This is a genomic window from Paraglaciecola arctica (genome assembly GCF_018861065.1).
Lineage (GTDB): Bacteria > Pseudomonadota > Gammaproteobacteria > Enterobacterales > Alteromonadaceae > Paraglaciecola > Paraglaciecola arctica_B.
In genome coordinates this window covers 1-19,483 of the sequence record NZ_JAHKQO010000050.1, presented here as the reverse complement: position 1 = coordinate 19,483, position 19,483 = coordinate 1, and the positions used below count along the sequence as shown (strand labels likewise).

Annotated in this window: 19 protein-coding genes; 14 read left to right on the top strand and 5 right to left on the bottom strand. The window is 40.1% G+C overall.

Annotated features, from left to right (window positions below; translation table 11 throughout):
- Positions 1–334 precede the first annotated feature (334 nt).
- From KO534_RS22475 to KO534_RS22460, 4 genes are all read left to right on the top strand, one after another.
- Positions 335–832, top strand: a complete 498-nt coding sequence (locus KO534_RS22475; RefSeq protein WP_215933585.1) for a hypothetical protein — start codon at positions 335–337, stop codon at positions 830–832.
- A 35-nt stretch (positions 833–867) separates the two neighbouring features.
- Positions 868–1,458 (top strand): cold shock and DUF1294 domain-containing protein, encoded by a 591-nt coding sequence (locus tag KO534_RS22470; RefSeq protein ID WP_215933583.1) that lies wholly within the window; start codon positions 868–870, stop codon positions 1,456–1,458.
- A 462-nt stretch (positions 1,459–1,920) separates the two neighbouring features.
- Positions 1,921–2,235: a DUF6088 family protein gene (locus tag KO534_RS22465; protein WP_252732368.1), complete on the top strand. Its 315-nt coding sequence runs from the start codon at positions 1,921–1,923 to the stop codon at positions 2,233–2,235.
- Positions 2,226–2,402 (top strand): nucleotidyl transferase AbiEii/AbiGii toxin family protein, encoded by a 177-nt coding sequence (locus KO534_RS22460; protein ID WP_215933580.1) that lies wholly within the window; start codon positions 2,226–2,228, stop codon positions 2,400–2,402. Before KO534_RS22465 ends, KO534_RS22460 begins: the two co-directional genes overlap by 10 nt.
- Positions 2,403–2,449: 47 nt before the next feature.
- On the opposite strand, the gene KO534_RS22455 is transcribed toward KO534_RS22460, so the two are convergent.
- Both KO534_RS22455 and KO534_RS22450 read right to left on the bottom strand, forming a co-directional pair.
- Positions 2,450–2,761, bottom strand: a complete 312-nt coding sequence (locus KO534_RS22455) for a type II toxin-antitoxin system RelE/ParE family toxin (protein WP_215933578.1) — start codon at positions 2,759–2,761, stop codon at positions 2,450–2,452.
- On the bottom strand, positions 2,761–3,000 hold the full coding sequence (locus tag KO534_RS22450; RefSeq protein WP_215933589.1) for a hypothetical protein: 240 nt from the start codon (positions 2,998–3,000) through the stop codon (positions 2,761–2,763). Before KO534_RS22450 ends, KO534_RS22455 begins: the two co-directional genes overlap by 1 nt.
- 821 nt (positions 3,001–3,821) lie before the next feature.
- On the opposite strand from KO534_RS22450, the gene KO534_RS22445 reads away from it, so the two are divergent.
- The 5 genes from KO534_RS22445 (at position 3,822) to KO534_RS22425 (ending at position 10,043) form a co-directional block, all read left to right on the top strand.
- Positions 3,822–6,968, top strand: a complete 3,147-nt coding sequence (locus tag KO534_RS22445) for a DUF3427 domain-containing protein (protein ID WP_215933576.1) — start codon at positions 3,822–3,824, stop codon at positions 6,966–6,968.
- Between the two features lie 424 nt (positions 6,969–7,392).
- Entirely contained in the window at positions 7,393–7,761 is a 369-nt protein-coding gene (locus tag KO534_RS22440) for a PadR family transcriptional regulator (RefSeq protein WP_215933574.1), read from the top strand.
- Between the two features lie 9 nt (positions 7,762–7,770).
- Positions 7,771–8,346, top strand: a complete 576-nt coding sequence (locus KO534_RS22435) for a DUF1700 domain-containing protein (RefSeq protein WP_215933572.1) — start codon at positions 7,771–7,773, stop codon at positions 8,344–8,346.
- Entirely contained in the window at positions 8,343–9,512 is a 1,170-nt protein-coding gene (locus KO534_RS22430) for a metallophosphoesterase (protein ID WP_215933570.1), read from the top strand. Before KO534_RS22435 ends, KO534_RS22430 begins: the two co-directional genes overlap by 4 nt.
- 57 nt (positions 9,513–9,569) lie before the next feature.
- Complete coding sequence (locus tag KO534_RS22425; protein ID WP_215933568.1) at positions 9,570–10,043, top strand: peroxiredoxin; 474 nt, start codon at positions 9,570–9,572, stop codon at positions 10,041–10,043.
- A 117-nt stretch (positions 10,044–10,160) separates the two neighbouring features.
- Here the strand turns inward: KO534_RS22425 and KO534_RS22420 are convergent, their stop codons facing one another.
- Positions 10,161–10,928, bottom strand: a complete 768-nt coding sequence (locus tag KO534_RS22420) for a 3-keto-disaccharide hydrolase (protein WP_252732367.1) — start codon at positions 10,926–10,928, stop codon at positions 10,161–10,163.
- A gap of 210 nt (positions 10,929–11,138) precedes the next feature.
- Positions 11,139–12,023 carry a LysR family transcriptional regulator gene (locus tag KO534_RS22415; RefSeq protein WP_215933564.1) on the bottom strand — a complete coding sequence of 295 codons (885 nt, stop codon included), beginning with the start codon at positions 12,021–12,023 and terminating at the stop codon, positions 11,139–11,141.
- A 114-nt stretch (positions 12,024–12,137) separates the two neighbouring features.
- Here KO534_RS22415 and KO534_RS22410 point away from each other — a divergent pair, with 114 nt between their 5' ends.
- The 5 genes from KO534_RS22410 to KO534_RS22390 all read left to right on the top strand — a co-directional run bounded on the left by KO534_RS22410 (position 12,138) and on the right by KO534_RS22390 (position 16,786).
- The gene (locus KO534_RS22410; RefSeq protein ID WP_215933562.1) at positions 12,138–12,893 is read left to right on the top strand and encodes an SDR family oxidoreductase; all 756 of its coding nucleotides are present in this window, start codon (positions 12,138–12,140) and stop codon (positions 12,891–12,893) included.
- A gap of 538 nt (positions 12,894–13,431) precedes the next feature.
- The gene (locus tag KO534_RS22405; protein ID WP_215933561.1) at positions 13,432–14,628 is read left to right on the top strand and encodes a hypothetical protein; all 1,197 of its coding nucleotides are present in this window, start codon (positions 13,432–13,434) and stop codon (positions 14,626–14,628) included.
- Between the two features lie 41 nt (positions 14,629–14,669).
- Complete coding sequence (locus KO534_RS22400; RefSeq protein ID WP_436836597.1) at positions 14,670–15,047, top strand: hypothetical protein; 378 nt, start codon at positions 14,670–14,672, stop codon at positions 15,045–15,047.
- A 102-nt stretch (positions 15,048–15,149) separates the two neighbouring features.
- Positions 15,150–16,370, top strand: coding sequence for a hypothetical protein (locus tag KO534_RS22395; protein WP_252732366.1), 1,221 nt, complete (start codon positions 15,150–15,152; stop codon positions 16,368–16,370).
- Positions 16,370–16,786 (top strand): hypothetical protein, encoded by a 417-nt coding sequence (locus KO534_RS22390; RefSeq protein ID WP_215933557.1) that lies wholly within the window; start codon positions 16,370–16,372, stop codon positions 16,784–16,786. Before KO534_RS22395 ends, KO534_RS22390 begins: the two co-directional genes overlap by 1 nt.
- 6 nt (positions 16,787–16,792) lie before the next feature.
- Here the strand turns inward: KO534_RS22390 and KO534_RS22385 are convergent, their stop codons facing one another.
- Positions 16,793–18,838: a putative bifunctional diguanylate cyclase/phosphodiesterase gene (locus KO534_RS22385; RefSeq protein ID WP_215933555.1), complete on the bottom strand. Its 2,046-nt coding sequence runs from the start codon at positions 18,836–18,838 to the stop codon at positions 16,793–16,795.
- Positions 18,839–19,483 lie beyond the last annotated feature (645 nt).

The window sequence follows — 19,483 nt, the reverse complement described above, 5'->3', positions numbered from 1 at the left end:
GTCCATACCATTATTCCGGTGTGCTCTTAAGCCCGTCATTCCGGTGTGCTTCTTAGCCGGAACATTTTTTATCAACAATTGGTTTCCTTACAAAATTTTTCAACGAACCTGCCCCAGCAGACCTTTAATTTAATTGTCTTTTTCCTGCATTGTTACAATGGGTGACTTTGTGATTTGCAGTTAAAGTTCACTCTGACGCTAGATACTCATAGGTTTTGGATCTATACACACAATATAAAATGCATACTTAACTTACCAAATAGTTTGTTGCTTCCATTTCGTTAAGTTTGACATACTTAAGAAAAATCAATACTCACCTACAGGATGTGAAGAGTTGAAGACATTGATACTCGTGTTGGCTGTGATCTTATTTAGCGCCTCTGCACAGAGCCAATGCGAAGATGAGAAAAAGCGCGTAGATAAGTGGAACGACTCTCTAAGGCATAAAGTCACTGAATTTGCCCGCAAGCAGCACCGCAAAGCCAAAACAGACTTTCTAGAATGTTTACGGCAACCTGAAAGTCAAGAAACAAAACAATCGTCAACATTGCGATCCAAGACTAAAAAGTCACCCAAGCGCACCTATGTATACCTACCCAGTCGCCATGAACAAACAAGCCATGTAACCGTTTCTGACTACACCAACTTTAAAGGCAAAAAGAAACTAGCATGGAATAACTATTTCCAAGAATCCGACGAATGTTTAAGCAACAATAGCAACATGAAAATATTCGTAGATTGCGCCAAAGTGCGAAAGCAACAACTTAAACTATTCAATGCCAGGTGGAATAAGCAAACAAAAGAATTAATGCCATTACTGGATAAGAATTAACAGTTTAAGAATTGCAAAAATAAAGGAGCCTGTATATGCGAGGTAAGGGAAAGCTAATAAGTTGGAATGCAGAAAAAGCGTTCGGCTTTATAGCGCCATTTGATAAAAGTAAAGATATCTTTATTCACAAAAGTGGATTCAATAACAAAACCAGAGTGCCTGAAATTAACGACATCATCACTTATACCCGCTCTGTTGACAGAAACGGACGCACAAAAGCCATTGAAGCAACCTATAGCGGTGAAAAGCTCATTCAAAAATCAGCCGCAAAAACCAATAAATTTTCTTTATATCTAGCGGCGTTTTTTATGGTAATAATCGTTGTTAATTGGTTACTAGGTAAAATTCCACAAATGATTCTAGTGGTTTATAGCGTCTTAAGCCTGTTCACCTACATTGTTTATGCAATGGACAAATCCAGCGCCAAAAAGGGAAATTGGCGCACCTCAGAAGGCACCTTGCATTTACTAGCATTAGCCGGAGGGTGGCCGGGCGCCGCATTTGCCCAACAACTACTGCGACATAAATCTCAGAAAAAAGACTTCAGATTTACATTCTGGATAACAGTGTTGGGAAATGTTGTAGCCTTGGTCTGGTTAGTCAAACACAGTGGGTTGATAAACTAGAATCAGCTATCTATTTCAAATAAAGTTTACTCTGACCTTTTTACTTCCAGAGATTAGAATTAAAGAGTTACAATCACTAATGCTGTTCACTTAAGGTGAGCAGCAGATTTTTTTGATGGAACGCCAGTCAGTCTATTTAACATTGGATTCCCGATAAAAGCATTCGGGAATGACAAGTGGGAGGGGGATTACCGTCATTCCCGAAGTCTTTACTGCTATCGCTCACCCTCGTCATTCCGGCGGTCTTTTGGCCGGAATCCACTTTTATTGTTTTTACATCAATAATTTATCAATCGATTATTAAAAGTTTTCTTAACTGATCGGCATTAGTTACAACCACTCTTTTTTTGATAAGAAATTATCATGGCAGTCTTACAAAATAATTTTCAACGAACCTGACCCACCAGGTCCTTTGGTGTCGTATGTTTGCTATATTTGGGCTATGTAAATTGGAGTTTTATCATGACAATAGCCGATAAAGTAAAAACGAGAATAAATCGCTCAAAGCGATACGTATTTGCTCGTGCTGATTTTACTGACATTGCAGGATATGACCAAGTAGGGCGTGTACTCAAAAAACTAGTTGATGCGGGAGGTTTACTACGTATCGGCTATGGGCTTTATACCAAAGCAAGAAAAAACCGTATCACAGGTAAGTTGATGCCGGCCTCTCCTGCGGGAGCTGATGGCGTGATATTAGAAGCGATTAAAAAACTTGGTATTGATTATAAGTTTGATGAATTTTCACAACGAAGTATTGATGGTGATTGGTATTAAAGCTGCTGTCTGAATTACCATCTGATACGCACTCATTAGTGTTTCCTGGTGGTACGTCATTAGCTAAGTCAGGTATTAAAACCCACCGAATGTCAGAAGATGTTGATATTAAAATCATCCCTAAAGGCTTGTCGGCAGACATATCAAAAACTCAAAAGAGAAAGTAAGAAGAGAACTGCACAAATTATCATGCCTGTCCTGTTAGTGCTGTTCGCTAAAGCTTCATATACCTTGTAAATTGCTTGTTGTCAGTAATGGCAAGCACAACAACACGCTCTTTTTCTTCATCAATTTTAAAGTATGCCGTGTAATGGGTATGCTTTGGGAAAATGAATTTACGTACATCGACATTATGTACTGGGTGTTTGTGGGGAAAACTAGGCAATGATGATGTTAGTGTTTGGTAAAGATCAATTACAAATTGATCGGCAATGGCAAAATTTAGGCTATCTTCAAAAATGTAATTTTGAATATTGATTAAGTCTTCTCTCGATTCAAGAGAAAAAATGAGTTGGTAATTTCTCATTAACTAGCTGATGTTGTGCGGCTTCTTGCATCGAATAAAAGATTGTTTATGAAATCATCATTTGCTTCATAAAATTGCCCATTTTTAACTTGCTCTTGAGCACGAGCTAATTTTCTCTCTAAAGCTCGTTCAGATACAGCAGACAAGATCATTTCTTCCGCTTCTATAACAGATGAAACTTTACCCGTTTTGACTTGTTCATCAATAAATATATCAATAGGTCGTGTTAGTGCACTCATAGGAAATACCTTAAAAGTAATACTTCTATTTTATCAGTTTACAGTAAAAGTCAATAGATGAAAAATCACTCAATAGATAATCGATAAATAATGTTGGTAACTAATAAATATCATGGCTGTTCTGTTAATTCGCGAGGGTAGAGCCAAAGATAAAAGTAGTGGCCCAGCCACCTGAGATAGGGAGGGATTAAGATATTTGGACATAGCTTTTAAAAATGAAAATTATCATGTCTATCGTGTTAATTTTTGATTTAACTTTGTTCTGACCCCGATAGTTTCCCGACCCCGATAGTTTACGCGCGGCGTCCGCTGTCATTTGCCCCTAAAATAAGCTTTTTTGTGCTGAAACTTTAAACGCGGGGAATGCAGTAGCAGGAGCCACCAGAGATAGGGATTAAAGAATCAAACAGCTCAGAATTATCATGCATGTCCTGTTAGTAGTAGTAGTGCACATCAGGTAAAACAAAAGACATTGCGTTCAGATAATTTGATTTAAATCTCTGTGAAATATTAAAGTCAGGAAAATAATAATTACAACGACTGTCCAGACTATTAGTTTCTACCTCAAACAAGCATTATCTGATGAGATGAACACTGTTCAATCTGCATTAAATTCGAATAATCAATCGATGATGTAATTGAAGCATTAGTGGTACATAAGGTAGGTTAAAGAAATACAGCAGTTCAAGGAATAGTAATCTGAACTATCAAAAAACAAGAATATTGAGAGATACGCTCTAGAAAATATTATAAATTTCGATATTCATTTTAGTTGCGAAGTAGAGACGTTAAATGGTTCGCTTTTTAGGAAAAGGAATAGCATGCAACAAGTAGGAATTTATGAGCAGCTAATAACACAGCTAATCGCTAGTCGTATTGATCGTGAGCGGTTTTATGTTGGTGAGCGTGAGCTCAATAGTAGTGAAGCATCAATTTGGTTATCGCGTTTCTTATCGCACATACTTGACTATGCCATTGACTCAGTGCCTGCTAGTGATGACCGCCTGCAACAGCAAATCGCCTTGTCTAACCAATTGTTACTTTGGTTAAAAGATCAACTGCAAGATAACGACTTTATTGAGGATAACTTGCTCGACAGCCAAGGTAAGATCCTGACGGCTCTATACGAGTTAGAAAATCCTGTCTCAGCTGATTTAAAAAATTATATCAGTGAAATATTTCCTCTAACTGGTTTAACTCAAAGTGAGTTATTTTGCGGGAGTAATGCTGGGTTATCACTTGAGTCTGAATTGAAGCGGGAAATCCTGTCAGCGGATAAAATCTATTGGTTAGTGTCGTTTATTAAGTGGGCTGGCATACGTATTTTTCGAAAAGAGCTAGAAGAATTTACGGCCAGTGGCCGTGAGCTGAAAATTATTACCACATCATACATGGGGGCGACTGACGCAAAAGCGGTTGAGTATTTGGCTAGCTTACCAAATACCCAAGTAAAACTAAGCTACAACACTGAACGTGAGCGTTTACACGCCAAAAGCTATTTGTTTATGCGTGATACTGGTTATCACACAGGTTATATTGGTTCCTCTAACCTTTCCCATTCAGCCTTAACTAATGGCTTAGAGTGGAATCTTAAAATAACTTCGCAAGAAATCCCGCATATTATCAATAAATCCTTGAGCACTTTTGAAACCTACTGGGCATCTCATGATTTTGAGCGCTTTAGCGGTGATGCTGTTAGCAATGAAAAGCTTAAAAAGGCATTAAGTCAGCAAAGGGGGAATTTTGAAAACAACTCGTTCACTCACTTTTTTGATATTGCACCCTTTCCTCACCAGAGTGATATTTTAGAGCAGCTAGCTGTTGAACGTAATGTTCATGAGCGCTTCCGTAATTTAGTGGTCGCTGCAACTGGGACTGGTAAAACGTTGATTTCAGCTTTTGACTTTGCTCGTTATATTAAAACCAAACCAGATGCTAAATTCTTATTTATTGCGCACCGCGAAGAGATTTTAAACCAAGCAAGAGCAGCATTTCGCGGGGTTTTACGCAATGGTACCTTTGGTGAGTTGTGGGTGGGCGGCCATACGCCAGAGCATTATCGTCAACTATTTGTATCAATACAAACGTTAAACAATCAACTTAGTCAGCTGAGTCTGACACACGATTATTATGACTATATTGTCATTGATGAAGTGCATCATATTGCTGCAACGAGTTATCGCTCCGTACTTCAACATTTTTCCCCCTCCATATTACTCGGCCTTACTGCAACGCCTGAGCGCCATGATGGTGGGGATATTTTAGCTGATTTTGGTGGAGTGATTGCGGCTGAGATCCGCTTACCTGAAGCAATTAACCGTCGTCATCTTTGTCCATTTCAGTATTTTGGTATTGATGATGATACTGATTTACGAACCGTCTCTTGGGCTCGTGGCCGTTATGATATTGCACAATTAACTAATCTATATACTCACAACCAAACCCGCTTTAATAAAATTTTGCTAAATATGCAGGAGATTATTACCGACATTGGGGAAATGAAAGCATTAGCTTTCTGCGTGAGCAGAGAGCACGCTCAGTACATGGTACAACAGCTGTTATTAAAAGGAGTTAAAGCAGATGTACTAACCAGTGATAATAGTCACGAACGACAACAAAAGCAGCAAGCTATTCGCTCTGGTGTTATTAATGTACTTTGTGTCGTTGATATCTTCAACGAGGGTGTAGATATTCCTGAAGTCGATACTTTGCTGTTTTTACGCCCAACCGAGAGTTTAACTATATTTTTACAGCAACTTGGACGTGGTTTACGTTTAGCTGAAGGAAAAGAATGCTGCACTGTGCTGGATTTTGTAGGCAATTCACGTCCTGAATATGACTTTGCCAATAAGTTTAGAGCGTTAGTAGGTAAGAGTCATAGGGCCATTAGCGATGAAATAAAACAAGGTTTTCCCCATGCACCTCTTGGTTGTCGCATTGAATTAAGCAAGCGTACTCAGGAAATGGTGCTTAGTAATATTCGTCAAGCTTCGCTAACATTGAAGCGATTAGTGGCAATGATCCGGCAGTATCCGCAACATTCAACACTTCCATTAACGTTAACCAATTTTTTAACTCAGCATCCTCATCTTGACTTAAATGAGCTATATAAGCGAGGGAGTTGGGCTGAGCTAGTTTTAAAAGCACAAGATCAGATTAATGAAAATACGCGAGATGAAAACATCTTTAAAATGTTGAAAAGGACAATTCATATGCGTATTTTGACCTGTGATGACCACACCTATTTGAGCTTTTTAAAACACCTTTGCCAAACCAACTTTGATATAGAAAGCACTAATCAGCGCCATGTATTGATGTGCCATTACGATTTTTGGCAAAAAACAGGGCCAGTGTGTGGCTTTAATTCGATTAACGATAGTTTGACCGCGCTGAATACTTTCGACCTTAAAGCCGAATTATTAGATGTGCTTAATTGGCAGCTTGCCCAAATCAAGCATGAGCAGCCAATGATGGAAGCGCTACCTGATGTGCCTTTAAGGATACATGCCCGATATGCCCGCGAACAAATATTAGTGGCCTTTGGTGCGATTACATTCGAGCGACAACCGCCAGCCCGTGAAGGTTTGTTCGTTATCAAAGAGCAAAACATTGAACTGATGTTTGTGACTTTGAATAAAAATGAAAAGCAATTTTCACCTACCACTATGTACCATGATTACGCGATTAACGAATGTCTTTTTCATTGGCAAACGCAGAATAGCGCAAGGCCAGATCGTGGACGTGGATTGGACTACATTCAACATAAAAGTATTGGTAAACGCCTCTTTCTATTTGTGCGTGAGCAATCCAAAGATGAGTTTGGGCGTACAATGGGGTTTGTTAATTATGGCGAAGTAGAATATGTGTCGCATTCAGGTTCGCAGCCAATGAATATCAATTGGCAACTTAAAACTCCAATGCCAAACTTCATGTGGCAACAAGCGGCGAAGTTGGCAATGGGGGGATGAAAAGAATAAAAGGGGTTAATAGTCAATTTAGTTGAATAAAACGGCTCTGACACTTAAACAATCCCTCACTCGATTAAACGCAAGGTGTACTAGCTCCAAATCACTTGCCATACATATTCATATCCATCGAACGTAAACTGTTGTTTTTAGTATTTTTATTAAGCAGTCGAAACTACTATTTTTACCAAGAAAAGCAAAGCAGTTATTTTTAACCGTTTTCATTCCCTGTGAGCGCAGTTCATGCTTGTTAGATGAAAATAAGTCTTTCGGCGTATTCTTTTGTTTGCACAAACTCCCCTCTAATGACTAGGTGAAAACCTTCATTCCACTGGTGATCAAAAAACAACCTTGCCAAATCGCTAACTATGCATTATAAAGTTACTATGTATTACATAGTATAGTGCACTGCATTGTTGGACTCATAATGACATTAACAAATAACAACGAATCAAAGTGGGATGTGCAGTTAAGAAAGGGCACCTTAGAGCTGGTGATTTTAGCGTCGCTTAAAGGGCGTAAATTGTACGGTCTAGAGCTTCTCAATCTACTTAAGAGTTTTGAAACAACAATACTTACCGAGGGTACGCTGTACCCACTATTAGATCGTCTTAAGCGAGATGGTTTGATATGTGCTGAATGGGTTCAAGAAGGTGATGCACGACCTCGGAAGTATTTTTCGTTAACAAGTAACGGTGACGAAAAACTAACAATTGTCAGTAAGCGTTGGCGTCAGTCTGTTGAAGATATTAGTTATTTGCTCACCCACCCTGGTCCCGAGCCACTCAACCGTTGAGGAACACACATGAATAATAGAGATGCGGTACACCAATACCTCAGTAAACTAGGCACTTACCTAGCAAGACTAAATGAAGCTGAAGTAAACGAAGTATTACGAGAAATAGAAAGTCATATTTACGACTCAATAGAGTTAGCAGAACACAATAGCGATCCCATAAACATCACAGATATTCTTGCTGGTTTTGGTAGCCCAAGAGAGTTAGCCCAGCAGTATGTTGAACACATACTTGAAGGTACGCCACCGCCTAAGGGCTTTTCTGCAATCCAAAAAGTCAAACAAACTGCTACTGTTGGTTTGTATTGGACGACTGCGATATTCGGTTATTTTTTTGGGAGTCTTATCATAGTATCAAGCGCCTTTAAATTAGCCGTACCGGATCTTTTTGGTGTGTGGTCTGCTGCTGGTGGTAATAGCATTGTTGTGGGGTTAGTCGAAGAAAATCAGCAAGTTGGGGAGGAAATTGTTGGATTTTGGTTTATACCAATTGCGCTAATTTTAGGTGCTTTGCTTATTAAGCTTACGCATTCAATTTTACGTGTTTTAAAACGCAGTGAAGAGATGTCGAGACCCTCTATATGAAAGCAATATTGATATACCTAAAACACTTTTTGGTAGTAAGTGCCATGATCCTAGGGGTTGGCTTTGTTGTGATAGTCAGTCAAAAAGGAAGTATTGGGTTTGGTAAAGATACATTAGCTCATAAAGTGGGAGGGGAAGGTCCGCATTTATTTTATGAGGATAACTATATTTCATCACTCACCATCAAAGGTGGGCGCGAACAGGGTTTCTTTATTGAAGAAACCCAAACTACTGTAGGTGAGCCTATTGATATTTCGGTGTATTTCCCATTCGATGATAGCCGGTTCTCTTTTCAAACCACTCCTAAGCCTACCGCCACTCCAGTTCACTACACGGATAATCAACCTATATTCGCACTCTCTGACTTAGAAGGAAATTATAAAGCTTTCAGAGATATGTTATTAACCAGCGAGATTGTAGATAAGCAGCTAAATTGGTCTTTTGGCGAAGGTCACCTTGTGCTGATTGGTGACATGGTTGACCGTGGTGACTCAACAACACAGTTACTTTGGCTTATCTATAAACTTGAACAAGAAGCACTATTAGCGGGTGGGCAAGTCCATTATATTATTGGAAATCACGAAATTAAAAACCTACAAGGTAACTTTCGCTCGGCATCAAACAAATATATTCCTATCGCAGGACTATTAGGGAAAACTCAGTATAATTTGTTTGATTCCAACTCGGTAATTGGCCGTTGGCTAGAAAACAAGAACACCCTTGAGCTTATTAATGGTCATCTTTTTGTGCATGGTGGGTTGCATCCAGATATTGCTACATTAGATATGGATTTGCAGCAAATAAATGACATGATTAAAAGTGAGTATCGTCACTATTATTATCCTAAAAAAGGGCATCACCCAACAGAAAAACTTTTAACTTCTACCACCACCGGGCCCGCTTGGTATCGTGGTTTATTTAAAGGTGAAGTGTCGCAGCAGCAGTTAGCAGAATTGCTCACTAAATTTAGTGCCAATGCACTTGTTGTGGGCCACACAATTCAATTTAAAGTGAATAAACAATTTGATGGAAAGTTATTTGCCATTGATGTGAAACACCCTGGCGACTACCAAACCAACTTTCCAAGTAAATCTTCCGAAGGTTTATTAATAAACCAAGGCCGCTATTATCGTGTGTTGGATGATGGCCAAAAAATAGCTCTTTAAGCTTTATGAATAAGGTAGTATGACCACACAAGTTAATTAACCATAAATGGATAAAATATGATTAAAGTAGGTGAAAAATTACCAGAAGTATCCTTTAGTTTGCGTAAGGCAGGGGAAGCGAGTAATCCCACTACCAGTGAATTATTTGCCGGTAAAAAAGTGGTGCTTTTTGCGGTTCCTGGCGCGTTTACGCCAACTTGTTCAGAGGCGCATTTGCCGGGTTACATCACCCTAGCCGACAAGTTACAGGCTAAAGGTGTTGACGATATCATTTGTTTGTCGGTCAATGACGCATTTGTCATGGCCGCTTGGGGTGACACACAAAACGCTGAAGCCGTGACTATGTTAGCTGATGGCGGCGCTGAGTTTACTCAAGCGATTGGCCTAGAAGTGCAAACCGCTACTTTTGGTGGGGTGCGTTCGCGACGTTATTCGATGTTAGTGGATGACGGTGTAGTGACCGCTCTACATGTCGAAGCTGCCGGCAAGTTTGAAGTGAGTGATGCAGAAACTATGTTGAATAGTTTATAACGTGGGTATTTGTAATTGTTCGGTTGTAGTCGCTCAGACTTAAACCTCAGTGGTACTATTTTTGAGTCAACCAAGCCGCTAACATTAGCGGCTTTTTTGTGGCGATGATTCAACACCTTATTCTAAGAGTTTGATTTTTACGTTTTTAAATTCGATAGGGTGGCCTTCACTTTGTAGCGCGATATAACCCGAGTCTAATGCCTTACCACCTTGTTTAAACTCGGCTGCAGCACCTTTTACCATTTGATCATTCCCGTCGATTGTAGGGTGACTATACACAAGTACCACTTCGCCATTGATTAGTTGCGTAATTTTGGTGCCGTTAACAATTAACTCCGCCGTTACCCATTGATTTTTAGGTAGTGCTTTTTTGCGAGATTGTAAACAATGCCCCGGATAGACCTTGCCTTCAAATTCAATGTTAGTACCGGGCGAACACATATTTCCGGTAGTGCGTTTACCATCACCTAAATCTGCTAGGTATTGCATTTCTACCGACACTGGCCAGTTTTGGTCTTTCTTTTGAGATTCAGCTGACTGACTATGAAACATCACGCCGCTATTTAACAAAGCATAACTAGGCGCCGTGTCTTCGAACTCCCCGCTAAAACGGTAGTCAACGCTAAGGTGAAAGTTTTTAAAGGGAGATTTGTAAAATATATGCCCAAACTCGTCGCTAAACTCATATTGGTCATAACGCACTTTAAGCATACCTTCCTCAACCCTGAAGGTATTGCCATAATTATTACCCGCTTCATAATGATGAATTTTCACCGTCCAATCGTCTAAATCTTTACCATTAAATAGTGTGATCCATTCGTCTGAACTCGCCGTGTTAGTGCATCCAAGCATCATCATGCTTAGGGTGACAAAAAATATTTTCATGGCCATTTAGCTATATTCTCGTATGAATTGAGTTTTTATAAGTGCGCCACACATTTAACCTCAACCTTTACCTACTTTCACTTTTTAAATCGCTGTTCAGTCCAGTTAGTTAAACCTATTTGGATGAAAAATCAGTTTATTTACCGATTACCCTTATCTGATGGCATTAATAATCATTAGACATTAACTGCTGAAGTAAAGGTATTCGAATTACTCGAAACCATGGTTGCCGTAACGTTCAATTAATGAGTCGATAAATACCCGCACCTTGGCTGGCACGTAAGAACGGGAAATATATAAAGCGTGCAATGGATAACTAGTAAAATGTTCGTTAGGTAGCACCTTGACTAAGTGACCAGAATCCAGCTCTTTTTTAAAAGCCCAAATGGGTCCAATGTGCATGCCTCTGTGATTTAATAACAGTTGCCTTATCGCACTGACACTATTTACCACAAACTTTCCGCTTAACTTAACGCTTTGCAAACCGATTTTAGCCTGCGCATCCATTTGATTTTTAGCGTAAAAAACAAACTCTTGGCTTTCAAGATCTTTGATTGTTTTGGGCAAACCTTTGTTAGCTAGATACTGGGGAGAAGCGACCAAAACCCTTGGCACATCCCCTACTCGTCGGCAGACAAGGCTTGAATCCGACAGTTCACCAATTCTAACTGCCACATCTATGCCCTTAGATTTAAGGTCTTCGTAGTGACTGCCTAGCACCAACTCAACCGTTAAATCTGGGTACAGTTCAGTCATTTTTTCTAATACTGGAGAAACAAATTCATTGCCAAAATCATGGGGTGCTGCGATTTTTAAATGGCCCGAGGGGATATTTACCGTACCACAAACCGCATTTTCGAGTGCTGCTTGCTCTTCTAGAAGTTTTGTCAGCCCTTTAGCATATTGATGCCCAGCTTCGGTAGGAGTGGAGTGTTTAGTTGAACGCTCAATTAGTTTCACACCCAACCTTTTTTCAAGTTTGGTTATGCGTCTGCTGACCAATGAAGGATCCATACTAAAAATTTCAGAGGCCCGTTTAAAGCTCCCAGCCTCGACAACAGTGAGAAAGAGTTTTTCATTTGTGATGTATTTCATAATCTCTTATTGCATTTTATGCACTTAACTAATGACTTTTTCACGCATACCCAAACTATATGCAATAAGACTATAGTTTTTCTCGCCGAACGACAAACTATCTAGGAGCAAATCATGACAACTGACACAGTTAACAAAGTCGCCATCATTACCGGAGCGGCTCGTAATATGGGAAGCGCTTTCGCTGTAGCTTTGGCAGAGCAAGGTTTCGACATTGTGGTGCACTACAACAGTGACACCTCGATGTTAGCCGCAAAAAATACGACAGAACTCGTTCAGAAGATTGGTGCTAAAGCGCTACTAGTAAAAGGGGATCTAAGCATTTTCGATAATGTCAAAGTACTATTTAACAAAGCAGTTGAAACCTTTGGCCGGGTTGATGTCGTTATCAATAACGCTGGAAAAATCATAAAGCGCCCTGTGGTTGAATGCACAGAAGATGACTACCACCAGCTTTTTAATATTAACTGCAAAGCGGCCTTTTTCGTTATGCAACAAGCGGCGAAATGTATTGAAGATAATGGGCGCATAATCAATATGGGGACTTCACTTTTAGCCGCATTCACGGGATCTTACAGCCTTTATGCTGGTTCAAAATCCCCTCTTGAACACTTTACTCGCGCACTAGCAAAAGAGGTGGGGGCTAGAGGTATAACGGTCAATACCATATGCCCCGGTCCCGTTGATACTGAGTTTTTTCATGGTGAAGAAAATGAACAAACTGTGGCTTATTTACGTGCCGCCAGCGTTGCTAATAGATTGGGTAAAATTGATGATATTGTACCTATCGTTAAATTCATTGCTTCAACTGATTCTCAATGGACCACTGGCCAAACCCTATTTGTTAATGGCGGTTTTGTAACACGCTAGCTCATTTAATGATGGGTATTGATTACCCTCTCTTTGAAGGGGGTACGCACGTTATAAAAGTTTGCGAAGCCACGCCGACAAATCACAAACCAACCGAAACGGCTCATTCAGCAAAGCTGATAGTTTTGACTTACCCGCAACTTAAAGTTCGTCAACGAGTGGATAAATTTAGTGGCGGGATTTGCACCTACCCCTCCCATCGACTAATAGGTGCAATTCACGTCGTATACCTGTAATGTTAATGGCTTAAAAACTGGTCTCTTAGACTAAAGTAGCATGTATTTTGAGTCATTGTTTCCGTCACACTGTCGATACAGGTAATGCTAATCAAATGTTACACCAGAGCGGCGCTTGGATTATTGATGGGGAAAATAAAGTAAGCGAGTTGAAAATGCACACTTATCAATAAACCGCTTAACTTTAACGACATTGATTTAGCACAATTTTTCACACGATATCGTTTGACGCTAGTTGAAATTCTAGTATTTTCACTGCCAAAACCATTCACTTGCCAACTTAACGGGTAGCTATTTTTCTCATGAAACCAACTAAAACATTAGCTTTGTTTCTTTCATTATTGCTAGGTAGCACACCTTTTTGCGCTGCAGCAGATGAAAAAGACAAACTCCAGTTTTCAGGTTTCACTCGTTTAATATTAGGTTATTTGGATGATAAAAATGCGGAGTACGTCGGATACGACAATAGCATTAGCTTAGATCAGCAATCTCTTATTGGACTTCAAGCCGATTATACCTTTAGTGAGCAGTTATCTTTCACGGGGCAATTCATCGGACATTCGGGCGAGCAGCGCTCCTCGGGTTTGGAGTGGCTGTATTTAACCTATACCCCTACCAAAGAGTGGCGTATAAAATTGGGAAAACAACGTATTCCATTTTTTAACTACAGTGACAGTTTAGACGTGGGATTTGCGTATCCCTGGCTAACCTTGCCGCAACAGTTTTATGACACCGCTTTCTTTTCTACTTTTGAGGGTATATTGGCTAACTATGAATATGTTGCTGATAATTGGGTATTGAATTTTGAAGGTTATTGGGGCATTTACGATGACAAAATCTACTTAGCCAGTGGAGAAATCGACACCCAGGTCACAGGGCTATTTGGATTCAATACCAGCGCGGCCGTCAACGGTTGGACTTTTCGTGCAGCTTACAACCAAGGTAATGCAGACCTCACCTTACCTGGCGCAGCTCAGTTTGTAGAAGTCCTTAACCAGTATGGCTTTAGCCAAAGCGCAGAAACTCTTAACCCCGATGGTCTTATCCGTTTTTATCAGGTCAGCGCCAACTACGAAAATCTTGATTATTTTATACGCAGCGAAATGGCGACTATGGTGGGTGAAAGCGGTCCAGTACCAGACATAGACAGCTTTTATATTTCCGCAGGATACAACTTTTATCCCTACACCATTTATATTTCTTACGGTGAGCGAGACGTACATTACGACCACCCTGCTAACGAAATTCCCTATGGTATTTCTACCGAACTAGACGTAGTTGCCGCCACTTACGATTCGGTTCTAGCTGGTTTTCCGGATGATAAAACCCAAGGCACAAAAATCGGTCTAAGATGGGACTGGCGTTACAATGTCGCTTTTAAAGGTGAAGTAACCTACGTTAATGCTGACAAAGTAAGTAACGATTTTGCATTAAAAGATCTGGGCAACTTTGATAACAGTGCGGTTCTGTATCAGCTTGGCGTTGAGTGGGTATTTTAATGGCAAGAGTTCTCATTATATTATTAGCTTACTGTTTAGGAATGGTTCAATCATCCAATGCGGCTGAAACTATCATAGTAGTAGCCAATACCGCCGACAAATCGATTCAACTGAACCGCCAGCAAGTACGAAACCTCTTTATGGGTGGGGCTTTGCCTTACGATTTAGACGCGGTCGCCTTACCGCCAGAAAATCATACTCGGGTGTTATTTAATACCAAGGTTGTGGGGTTAACAGAATCTCGTATTCAATCCTATTGGGCACAAATGCGTTTTACTGGTCGTAAAAAAGCACCGGTAGAAATCAAAAATGAAGAATTGGTAGTCGAGTACTTAATGACCAATGTTGGTGCTACAGGCTACTTACCAGCAGGAGTTGCGATTCCGGAGGAATTAACCGTCTTATATTCCTCTAAATAAGATGACTCTCTCACGGGACAACAACTACGACTGTGAGACTTATTAAATTTGCTAAAAATATGAATCATTACGAGCATATGAAAACAATAGAAACTAAAGATAATGAATAAAACGGACGACCAACAAGCAAGCATTTCAAAAAGTACATTATTGGTAGTTTTTTTATGTCTATTTAGTGTTACCGATTCTTACGCTTCGAGTCAAGATTCACTGCAGTTTTCCGGCTTTGCACGTGCCATTGTTGGGCATCTTGATGATGAAAACGCCGAATATGTAGGCTACGACAATAGCCTTAGTCTAGACCAACAGTCTTTGCTAGGCCTGCAAGCAGATTATTCACTCACTGATTCAATCTCTGTTACTGCCCAAGTGGTTGGATACACAGAAGATCAGCGCAATTCGGGTTTACAATGGTTGTATCTCAGTTATGCGCCCAACAACGCCTTGCAAATAAAATTAGGCAAACTACGCATTCCGTTTTTTAACTATAGCGACAGTCTAGATATTGGTTTTGCGTATCCTTGGCTAACATTGCCCCAACAAGTTTACGACACGGCGTTTTTTTCGACTTTTGAGGGTGTGCTCGCCAACTATGGATTCTCTCTCAATAATTGGTTAGTCGATTTCGAAGCTTACTGGGGCTATTACGATGATAAAATCTATTTGGCCAGTCAGGAAATTGATACTAAGGTCGACGGCCTATTTGGCGCCAATGCCACTGTAAACATAGAAAACTTTACCCTTCGAGCATCATACAACCAGGGGGACGCGGAAGTAGCTCAAGATGAAGCAAGTTTATTTGCTGAACAATTACGCCTATTGGGCTTTTCAACTAACGCGGATTGGCTCAACGCCAATGGTCTCATTCGCTTTTACCAATTCAGTGCAAACTACGAGAACCTAAATTACTTTGTGCGCGGCGAAGTAACAAAGATGGTTAGCGAGGCTGGTTTGGTGGCTGATATTGATAGTTTTTTTATATCACTAGGTTATAACTTCCACCCTTACACTTTATATATTTCATATAGCGAGAAAGATCTCCACTTTGAGCATGCTAGCAACGAAATCCCATTCGGCGTATCAGATGAGCTCGATTTTCTCGCTGCGACTTACATGGGAGTAATCGCTGCCTTTCCTGACGATCAAGCCACAGGAACCAAATTAGGACTGCGCTGGGATTGGCGTCCCAATTTAGCCTTTAAAGCTGAAATGACCTTTGTTAATGCGAACGATAAGGTTAGCAATGACTATGCGGTGAAAGATTTAGGAGGGTTTGACGGGCAAGCCATTTTATACCAAGTAGGTGCAGAATGGGTATTTTAATGAAGACGTTATTTTTCTCTCTCATTTTCAGCGCTATTATCGGAGTTCATGCCTCTGCGAACAGTTCAATCGTTGTCGTGGCTAATACTGACAATAAACAAATAAAGTTAAACCGCCAACAAGTTCGTAATTTGTTTATGGGTAATGCGCTGCCATATGATTTAGAGGCCATTTCCTTACCACCTGATAATCAAACCCGAGTATTGTTTAACACTAGAGTGGTGGGTTTAACAGAGTCGCGCATTCAATCCTATTGGGCACAAATGCGCTTTACTGGCCGTAAGAAACAACCCAAAGAAATCGGAACAGAACGAGCCATTCTAGAATACATCAAAGATAATCCTGGCAGCGTGGGTTATTTACCTTCTGGGATATCTATTCCTGATGGGCTAACGGTGCTTTATAGCGCACTGTAACACTCGTTAAACATCCAGCAGTTCCACCAAACTTTTGGGTTTCGAAAACAAATAACCTTGCAATTGGTGGCAACCATTTTCGATTAAAAACTCTGCTTGTTCGCGAGTTTCTACCCCTTCAGCGCATATCTGTAAGTTCAACTGTTTCGCCATTTCGATAATGGTTTTAGTGATCAAGGTACTGCGCTTCGACACATTCAAGTTATCCACAAACTGCTTGTCGATTTTCAAAGTGTTTAATTCGATTTGTGTGAGATAACCCAGCGAAGAATAACCTGCACCAAAATCATCTAGGGCAATTGAGCAGCCCATCTCTCTGAGTTGAGTAAGAAACTGGTTGGCAATGTCGAAGTTTTCAAGATACGCAGACTCAGTCACCTCAAACTCAATGCTCGGATTATTCACATTAAAACGTGTGAACATATTACGAATGTAATCAACTAATCCGACATTTTTTATGTCATGAGCAGACAAATTAATCGACACCACCACCTCATTGTTTTGTAACTTTTGCACTTGCGCCAATTCTTGGCAAACACGCTTTATTACCCATTTAGTAATAGACAAAATTTTGCCACTTTGTTCTGCAATAGGAATAAACTCAGCAGGAGAAACCATCCCCAACGCTTCGCTTTTCCAGCGTATCAGAGCCTCGTATCCGACTATTTTTTCGTCTGAATTGACTTTCCCTTGGTAATGAATACTGAATTCATTCTCTTTAATCGCATTTGAAATTGAATTGGCAATGAGCAAACGGCGTTTATTGTCTTCCATCATTTCTGGAACAAACACAGTATGAGTACTGCGCCCAGTCATTTTAGAGCGGTACATTGCTATGTCGGCATTGCTGATAAATTCACTTACATTGAAGTTTGAATCACTTGCCCGTGCGATACCAATACTGACACCCACTTGTACTTCCCATGATTGTATTTGAAAAGGTTTATTTAGCCCACTCACTAAACGCTCTGAAATTGAATATAACTCCAACTCATTAGGTTCGTTATGTAATAAAATAAGAAACTCATCTCCCCCTAAACGAGAGATTAAATCGCCGTCCCGTAAAATATTTCTGGTACGATTACATACTTCCATTAAAACTAAATCACCAATTTCATGACCAAAGGAATCATTTACCCCCTTAAAACCGTCTAAATCAAAATACATTAGCACTAGGTTATGCTGATCTCGCGTAGCTTTAGCTAATTCTATTCTGAGTGTTTCCATAAAAAATTGACGATTAGGTAACCCTGTTAAACCATCAAAATTGGCTAAGCGCTCCATGGCTTTTTGTTGTTCTTTGAGTTGCTGAGTGTACTTAGCATTCTTTTGCGTTTCCGCATTGATAGTTTCCATCATGCTATTAATATCACGGCTAAGCTCAGCCACTTCTTGCTTACCTCCGGTATCAATACGCAGTGAGTAATCGTGTGTATCTTGAATTTTTTTCGCTACCTGAGAAAGTCGGCTAAGAGGCTGAAATAAGCGGCGTTGAATAAACATTGACACACATATTGCGATAAATAACACCAGCAAAACTAAAGGTAATACACTTTTAAACAGCGTCAGTTTACTGTTATACAGAGGACCCGATAAATCGTTCACTATCAATAGATAGCCAAGAGGCAATCGCGCATCACCCACTAACTTTAAAGCAACAAGTTCGCTATTTTTAACGCTTACTCCAAGAGGTTGTTGTTTAAGCGCATTGATATCTATCGCTGAATCGAGCTCTTCAGGGACAAACAAAGGGCCAAAATAAACATTGAGCCGCTGCCAATTATTATCGAAAACGACCGCATACTTAACGTTTTCGTAGCGGTCTAAGCGTAATAAGGTGGTGGTGACTTCAAACATATCTGGATCTGAGGCAATCAGGTGCACAAGGTCGCTGGCCAAGTTTTCAGAAAGCCCATCAAGATCGCCGCGTGTTGCTTCAAGGTAGAGCTTTTCGTACTCTTCTATCGACGACGCTACCACAGCAGCACACACCAATACTATCGCCACCACTGTAAGGGTGGTTGTGGTGTTTTTGATTGTTCTAAACAGCATCTATCAATCCCTTTTAGCCCACCGCTACAACTGCCGTAGCTTGGCTGACCATTTTAGCGGCCGAATATTTATTTGTAAATTTACGTATTGGGAGGCTAAAAACGTATCATTAACTCTACCTGAAGAATAACGATTATTGCAAAGTTTTGATATTAGACAATGGACTAACATTTTAATAACTTTTAGCTATTAAAGCCTATAACAAGGGCTTTTTACACAATCCATTTTCAACGTAAGCTAGGTTCGTTTAATTGGCATATTGCAAAGATACTTAGGTATGTAAATTACCCTATAATATCAAAATCAAGCTAGTTACACTCTAATGCCGATCAGTTAAGAAAACTTTTAATAATCGATTGATAAATTATTGATGTAAAAACAATAAAAGTGGATTCCGGCCAAAAGACCGCCGGAATGACGAGGGTGAGCGATAGCAGTAGACGAGGGTGAGCGATAGCAGTAAAGACTGCGGGAATAATGGTATGGACCCACCCGCTTTCTAACGGCTTCGTAATGAGCCATGATGGGGTTGTTAAAATCACATCAATAAAGAGGATGAGTCCAACATGAACATTACTAAAATTGGGTGTGACATAGCAAAATCAGTTTTCAGTTTATACGAGTTTAATAAAACAGGTCGATTAG

What these genes read in the sequence shown, in the direction of transcription:
- KO534_RS22400 (WP_436836597.1), top strand. Translation starts at nt 14,670, where the DNA reads ATGGTTCAATCATCCAATGCGGCTGAAACTATCATAGTAGTAGCCAAT.
- KO534_RS22385 (WP_215933555.1), bottom strand. Translation starts at nt 18,838, where the DNA reads ATGCTGTTTAGAACAATCAAAAACACCACAACCACCCTTACAGTGGTG.
- KO534_RS22410 (WP_215933562.1), top strand. Translation starts at nt 12,138, where the DNA reads ATGACAACTGACACAGTTAACAAAGTCGCCATCATTACCGGAGCGGCT.
- KO534_RS22395 (WP_252732366.1), top strand. Translation starts at nt 15,150, where the DNA reads ATGAATAAAACGGACGACCAACAAGCAAGCATTTCAAAAAGTACATTA.
- KO534_RS22465 (WP_252732368.1), top strand. Translation starts at nt 1,921, where the DNA reads ATGACAATAGCCGATAAAGTAAAAACGAGAATAAATCGCTCAAAGCGA.
- KO534_RS22390 (WP_215933557.1), top strand. Translation starts at nt 16,370, where the DNA reads ATGAAGACGTTATTTTTCTCTCTCATTTTCAGCGCTATTATCGGAGTT.
- KO534_RS22415 (WP_215933564.1), bottom strand. Translation starts at nt 12,023, where the DNA reads ATGAAATACATCACAAATGAAAAACTCTTTCTCACTGTTGTCGAGGCT.
- KO534_RS22445 (WP_215933576.1), top strand. Translation starts at nt 3,822, where the DNA reads ATGCAACAAGTAGGAATTTATGAGCAGCTAATAACACAGCTAATCGCT.
- KO534_RS22435 (WP_215933572.1), top strand. Translation starts at nt 7,771, where the DNA reads ATGAATAATAGAGATGCGGTACACCAATACCTCAGTAAACTAGGCACT.
- KO534_RS22470 (WP_215933583.1), top strand. Translation starts at nt 868, where the DNA reads ATGCGAGGTAAGGGAAAGCTAATAAGTTGGAATGCAGAAAAAGCGTTC.
- KO534_RS22430 (WP_215933570.1), top strand. Translation starts at nt 8,343, where the DNA reads ATGAAAGCAATATTGATATACCTAAAACACTTTTTGGTAGTAAGTGCC.
- KO534_RS22425 (WP_215933568.1), top strand. Translation starts at nt 9,570, where the DNA reads ATGATTAAAGTAGGTGAAAAATTACCAGAAGTATCCTTTAGTTTGCGT.
- KO534_RS22440 (WP_215933574.1), top strand. Translation starts at nt 7,393, where the DNA reads ATGACATTAACAAATAACAACGAATCAAAGTGGGATGTGCAGTTAAGA.
- KO534_RS22455 (WP_215933578.1), bottom strand. Translation starts at nt 2,761, where the DNA reads ATGAGAAATTACCAACTCATTTTTTCTCTTGAATCGAGAGAAGACTTA.
- KO534_RS22420 (WP_252732367.1), bottom strand. Translation starts at nt 10,928, where the DNA reads ATGAAAATATTTTTTGTCACCCTAAGCATGATGATGCTTGGATGCACT.
- KO534_RS22405 (WP_215933561.1), top strand. Translation starts at nt 13,432, where the DNA reads ATGAAACCAACTAAAACATTAGCTTTGTTTCTTTCATTATTGCTAGGT.
- KO534_RS22450 (WP_215933589.1), bottom strand. Translation starts at nt 3,000, where the DNA reads ATGAGTGCACTAACACGACCTATTGATATATTTATTGATGAACAAGTC.